The 4,274-nt window shown below is 56.9% G+C and carries 4 protein-coding genes; 3 read left to right on the plus strand and 1 reads right to left on the minus strand.

The window, feature by feature from the left end; genetic code table 11:
• Window positions 1-695: 695 nt before the first annotated feature.
• From SAHL_RS17345 to SAHL_RS17660, 3 genes are all read left to right on the plus strand, one after another.
• A complete protein-coding gene (locus SAHL_RS17345) occupies window positions 696-944 on the plus strand; it encodes an AbrB/MazE/SpoVT family DNA-binding domain-containing protein (RefSeq protein WP_123592670.1) in 249 nt (82 codons plus the stop codon).
• The gene (locus tag SAHL_RS17350; RefSeq protein WP_123592671.1) at window positions 941-1,336 is read left to right on the plus strand and encodes a PIN domain-containing protein; all 396 of its coding nucleotides are present in this window, start codon (window positions 941-943) and stop codon (window positions 1,334-1,336) included. The genes SAHL_RS17345 and SAHL_RS17350 overlap by 4 nt, the downstream gene beginning before the upstream one ends.
• Before the next feature lie 1,297 nt (window positions 1,337-2,633).
• A complete protein-coding gene (locus SAHL_RS17660) occupies window positions 2,634-3,098 on the plus strand; it encodes a hypothetical protein (protein WP_148045611.1) in 465 nt (154 codons plus the stop codon).
• Between the two features lie 184 nt (window positions 3,099-3,282).
• Here SAHL_RS17660 and SAHL_RS17355 read toward each other — a convergent pair whose 3' ends face one another.
• Window positions 3,283-3,741, minus strand: coding sequence for a hypothetical protein (locus tag SAHL_RS17355; RefSeq protein ID WP_123592672.1), 459 nt, complete (start codon window positions 3,739-3,741; stop codon window positions 3,283-3,285).
• Between the last annotated feature and the right edge of the window lie 533 nt (window positions 3,742-4,274).

Below are 4,274 nucleotides of genomic sequence, written 5' to 3' on the forward strand. Positions count from 1 at the left end.
ACGTTTGCTCTGTTTCATGGCTCCAGTCTCTCAAGAGTTGGAGCCTCCGACGAAACCGGGGCGATTCAGTGGGTTATTGCTTTGGCAACTGTGCGGGCCGCATACTGCGGCCGTAGTGGGGTACAGTCGAGTTACTGGCCAAAGGGCGGCATGGCTTCCATGCGGCCCTTTTCTTTGGGCGCTCTGCGCCGGCCGGTGTCCGGCGTGCGCGTAGCGCTCGCGGGAATAAACCCATCGAACGCGGGGACAATCGGCTCTACGAGCCGCTGAAGCTAAGCGCTGCCAGTAGGGCGTTTTCGTCTGCCTTTTTGGGAACCGTATTCGCGCACTAACTGCTCTGCCAGGTTTCCTAGGAGCTGATTCCGACATCGATGCCTCGGTCCCGTCCGTCAGAAGTACGGACGACTGAACCGATAGGTGCTCGCGGCTTGTAGATGTAAGGCCTATTTGGCTCGCAGAGGGATAGTTCCGGGAGACTTCGCGGCTGTGTGCGCCGCTGAGGCGCATGTAGGTTTCTTTGGGGCTCCTGAGCGCTCGCAATACGCCCGGAGCTCAGAACGGCACACAGGGCGTTATATGAGGCCGCGCTCTCTTGATGCGCTGGGATCGCAGCTCTTCCTTTAGGATCGCTACCGCGATAGCTTGTAATAGCAGGACTTATCTCCTTACAATCGCGTAAGGAAAACGGAGGCGATATGAGCACAGCCATGTTGAGTTCCAAAGGGCAGATCACGATTCCCGCTGCGGTGCGCAGCGGGCTCGGGATCGAAACCGGCGACCGGGTTGAATTCGTGGAAGTATCCAAGGGCCATTACGAACTGGTGGCCGCGACATTGCCGGCCACAGCCTTGAAAGGTTTGGTCGCTGCGCCTGACCAGCCGGTGAGTGTGGATGACATGAATGCGGCCGTTCGGCGGCGGGCCGCAAAGGCCATGGAGTCGTGATCGGCCTGGATACGAATGTTTTGGTGCGTTATCTGGCGCAGGATGACCCGGCGCAAACGCCTCGGGCTACGGAATTGATCGAATCATTGACCGCCGAGGCGCCGGGCTTTATCTCCCAGGTTGTGCTGGTCGAAACCGTCTGGGTGTTGGAGTCGTGCTATGCCGCTGATGCCGCGCGGGTCGCCGAGGTTGTGGAAACGCTATTGCACGTGGAAACGCTAGTCGTCGACGAAGCCGACATCGCCTGGCGGGGACTACGGCAATTCAAACAAGCGGGTGGTGATTTTGCCGATGCGCTGGTAGCGGCGCTGGCGGGGCGCGCCGGTTGCGAAACGGTCTACAGCTTCGATCGCGGTGCGGCCAAGCGCTTCGGCATGACGCTTTTGCAATAATGGGGCGGCAACCCGGACGCGCTTAGCTTCCATTCGCTAATGCGCGGCCTCTACCAAGCGATGTACCCCTACAACCACGAATCCGTCTGCTACCTGGACGAGGCTTCGTGTTGAAATGCCCAACCGTTGAAAGCACGCGTCGGGCTTTTTGCCGGCAGCGTTTGTGATGCTGACGCCTTCGTTATCCTCGAAATCCACGGTCCAAGCCTAGCGCCGTCGCCAGTTCGATGTAGGGCCGATCATCGAGCCCGGAATCGGGGTGGCAATGCACCGCAGGTGCAGGCGGTGGAGCTTTGGGGATAACGCGTCGGAAATAGGTCGGCTGGCCAGTCGTTAGTCTGGGGGCTGTACGACGTCTTTCGGCTCTCCAGTCCGATTCTGAATGCTCGCTGCCAGTTCAGGTCTAACGAAAGGGCGCGCTGTCGCTCCGCCGGCGCGGATGCTGCTGCGTTGATCCAGCTCGCTAAGCGAGAGCGACAGGCGCACGATTCTTACCGGTTATAAGCACGCATTCATCGTCTCATTAGACTCGCGTCGTGAGCTTTATGCCAGCGCGATGTAAGGCGCCCAAATATCTATATCCGTATGCATGATCGGGCGCCCAAAACACAGATCGTGGGCGGGGCCGAAGTAAACGATAGGATCGGCTAAGAGCGCACCACCAAAACCGCGATCGAAGTGTAGATATCGAAACGTCGGCGACGCTGCGTTCCGACATTCGCGACGGCTATCGACTCGGGTAGCCATCGCGCTGTCTGTAACGGCTCGGGAAGAAACGCTCGAATAGCCCAGTGGTTGCCATGGAGCGGATAGCGGATGGAGGGCAAGATAAAAGGACTGATGCAGACAAGCTGCAAAAGTCTGATATATATAGGGTTATCATGCATCGCGCTTAATGGCACGATGCGCGTTATGACATATCCCGCTGTTTTCGTTTGAAAAATAGTGATGCATTAATCATAACGAACTGATTTTAAATGACTATTAAAATACGCTAATCAGTTCTTGGCGAAACCGTCGTATTGCCGAACTGGCGTGAGTAATCGGCGCGCTTAACGTACGAATAAGGGCTTAAAAGTCGCCGTCAATATCGATGAATTCCGATATTCGTCGGCAGCGGCAGAGGGCGTTACGAACGCGGACAAACAGCGGTGTTTCGCCACCGTTTAGTCGACCTTTATGCGCATTGAAACGGCGCAAGCAGGTGTCATTTGGCATCACGTAAAGCGGCCGTCTTTGGCGCAACGATCCGCCGGCCGAGCGCACTCAAGTTGGATGGAAAGGCGAGGAGTTTTACATGCCGAGCTATACAAAACGGTTCAATGCCAGCCTGGAATTTGATGTCGCCCAAGCGCTAGAAAAACACGCGCGACGGCATCACCTATCGTATTCACTGGCGATCAACAACGCCTTGAAACAAGCACTGTTCCCCGAGCACCAGGAGGAGCGCAACGCAGCGCTGATGGCTAGTCTGGATCGCATCGAGTATCAGCTGAAGGAGTTGCGCGTCCGTCAACGTGACGACGCGACCTTACTCAAGGAAATGCTCGGTACTTTTGTTCGCGTGTGGTTTAACAATACAGCGCCCGTGCCCAAAGAGCATCGTAGTAGCGCAGCGCGGAGCGGTAACGCTCGCTTCGAGCGTTATCTCGATCGCGTAGTCGATCAGATTGATCGCCAAAATTCTGTGTTCGATCGTGCTCCAAATCCGGATAACTCCGGAAATAAGGTATTTGATATGAACGAATCACCGCGTACTTGATCGGGCGTTTCGACTAATGGAATGGCGCTGAGCACAGGCGTCAAACGCGTAAAAAATTGAGACATACAGCGGGGATTTCGGCACAGCGAAGAGGGTCTGGCGTGACGCAACACCGGTCGGTAATTCCTGGAAGACGATGAGATGTACCGCCGCTAGCGGCGGACTCGACCCCCGGCAATGCGCACTAGCGGGAGTTTTTCAGGCGGGCTTCAATGCGAGCGGTCTGCGCATTAGCGTCGGCTTCAACGGTGGCGTTATCAACCCATTTAGTTTCGGGATCGGCGGCTTCGGCCTGTGCTTGGGCGATGCGTTCGCGCGCCCAGCGGCCGTGCTCGGCCATCGCGTGAAGCTCGCTCATCGCTCGCGCGCGATCGGGCCGTTTGGGCGCCTCGCGCTGCTCGGGCGTCCACTGTGTTGTGTCGAACTCGCCGCTGCGGATACCCAACCGGCGTAGTTCAGTGAACGCCTGCATTGGGTTATTGAAGCTGCGTGGGTCGGGGCTGCGTGCCTTGGTCAACACGCCGTCTCCGTTGCGGCTTGTGATCTGGATATAGAAGCGCGCGCCCTGACCGGTGATCGTCACGCGGCGAATCCCGCCGGCGTCAAGCGCGCTTTGAAGCTGCTTCGGGGTGTAGGTTTGCATCGTCCGTTATCCGTTATGAGTGCGCACGAACAACATAAAACATGCATGCTCTATCGTGTTGCTACCTTGGTTCCTCGGCGCTCGTCCAAGGTGAAATCATCCCTGGATCTATGAAGCGGTGTGCGCGTGTTACGGATTTTGAAAGGCTTGCGGCGCAATGGATTCCGGCGTTTTCGGTTCCTAAAGGTGCGAAGGGCGGGTTCCTGAATGTGCGTGCCGTGCAGCCGTTTTGGGTTCCTAAAGGTGCGAAATGCCTCGCGCGCGCCCGCGCGTACTACGGGGTTTAAAGAGCTTGTGCCCCAAAGACTTTCGGCGTTTTCGGTTCCTGAAGGTGCGAATATCGTTAAAACCTGAATCTAGGAATGCGGGTAATGAGTGCAAGGGTTACGCACCGCAGGCCAGGCAAAGGCTTTGCGTAACCCGTTGCGTTGCGTTCGCGAATGATATGGATTTGAAAACCCTTGAATCGCCCCGGTTTCGTCGGAGGCTCCAACTCTTGAGAGACTGGAGCCATGAAACAGAGCAAACGTTAT

The sequence above is a fragment of the Salinisphaera orenii subsp. halophila YIM 95161 genome (assembly GCF_003732545.1).
Lineage (GTDB): Bacteria > Pseudomonadota > Gammaproteobacteria > Nevskiales > Salinisphaeraceae > Salinisphaera > Salinisphaera orenii_A.

Bases quoted from the DNA above. Each gene is read 5' to 3' on its own strand.
- SAHL_RS17345 (WP_123592670.1), top strand. From the start codon at position 696: ATGAGCACAGCCATGTTGAGTTCCAAAGGGCAGATCACGATTCCCGCT.
- SAHL_RS17660 (WP_148045611.1), top strand. From the start codon at position 2,634: ATGCCGAGCTATACAAAACGGTTCAATGCCAGCCTGGAATTTGATGTC.
- SAHL_RS17355 (WP_123592672.1), bottom strand. From the start codon at position 3,741: ATGCAAACCTACACCCCGAAGCAGCTTCAAAGCGCGCTTGACGCCGGC.